Raw genomic sequence first — 1,109 nt, forward strand, 5'->3', positions numbered from 1 at the left:
GTGAGCAGGACGCACAGGTTGAGATCATGTGTTGTGCCGGAAACAACACAACCCCAATTGAGCAGCACACTCTTTACGCTTCTTCCCGATTGGCTGTGGCGCAGAACCCTGCGACGCAGCAACCCGTCATGCCTGATGACCATAGCGAGCTGGTCCCACCCCTTCCCATCCCGAACAGGACCGTGAAACAGCTCCACGCCGATGATAGTGCGGATTGCCCGTGTGAAAGTAGGTAATCGTCAGGCTCCTCTACAAGCGAGACCCCGGCCCTAAAAAGCCGGGGTTTTTGCTTTTCCGCTCTCCCTATAAGTGAGAGCGTTGTGGGATCGACGCCGAACAAAGTGCTTGACACGATTCGGATGTTCCCCTATAATCATCAGTTCTCTGCGGAGGGGTGCCCGAGTGGCTAAAGGGGGCAGACTGTAAATCTGTTGGCTTACGCCTACGTTGGTTCGAATCCAACCTCCTCCACCAGAATTCAGCTGTAGCAGTGTCGGATCGGTAAGGATTGCGCTAGCGGTTGCGCGATTGAAATGGCCGGCGAACCTCGCGGGTGTAGCTCAATGGTAGAGCAGAAGCCTTCCAAGCTTACGACGAGGGTTCGATTCCCTTCACCCGCTCCAGCGAAGCATTAAAGCGGTTCAGAGCAGTTTTCGCCCATGTGGCTCAGTGGTAGAGCACTCCCTTGGTAAGGGAGAGGTCGGCAGTTCGATCCTGCCCATGGGCACCAGCCGGTATCTAGCGAGCCTCAGAAGCCTCGCATCGAGCAGGCAGCAGCAAGCCAGTGATTGTTTGCGCGCCCCGCGCAACGTACGGAAAAATCCTCTTAGGAGTCGAAAATGGCCAAGGGTAAGTTTGAGCGGACCAAGCCGCACGTGAACGTGGGCACGATCGGTCACGTTGACCACGGCAAGACCACGCTGACGGCAGCGATCACGACGGTTCTGACCGCGAAGTTCGGCGGCGAGGCGAAGGCGTACGACCAGATCGACGCAGCGCCGGAAGAAAAGGCACGTGGTATTACCATCAACACCGCGCACGTCGAGTACGAAACGGCTAACCGCCACTACGCACACGTCGACTGCCCGGGCCACGCTGACTACGTGAAG

The 1,109-nt window shown here is 57.4% G+C and carries 1 protein-coding gene, 3 tRNA genes and 1 rRNA gene; all 5 read left to right on the forward strand.

Annotation, left to right across the window (positions count from 1 at the left end; genetic code table 11):
- Positions 1-131 precede the first annotated feature (131 nt).
- A 5S ribosomal RNA gene (gene rrf / locus M3I56_RS40615) occupies positions 132-245 on the forward strand.
- Positions 246-388: 143 nt separating this feature from the next.
- A tRNA-Tyr gene (locus M3I56_RS40620) sits at positions 389-474 on the forward strand.
- A 75-nt stretch (positions 475-549) separates the two neighbouring features.
- Positions 550-623, forward strand: a tRNA-Gly gene (locus M3I56_RS40625).
- A 32-nt stretch (positions 624-655) separates the two neighbouring features.
- A tRNA-Thr gene (locus M3I56_RS40630) sits at positions 656-730 on the forward strand.
- A 109-nt stretch (positions 731-839) separates the two neighbouring features.
- Positions 840-1,109 (forward strand): GTP-binding protein (locus tag M3I56_RS40635; RefSeq protein ID WP_254320704.1); only part of this gene is annotated, 270 nt, incomplete at its 3' end.

Source organism: Paraburkholderia sp. CNPSo 3281 (assembly GCF_024206515.1).
GTDB lineage: Bacteria > Pseudomonadota > Gammaproteobacteria > Burkholderiales > Burkholderiaceae > Paraburkholderia > Paraburkholderia nodosa.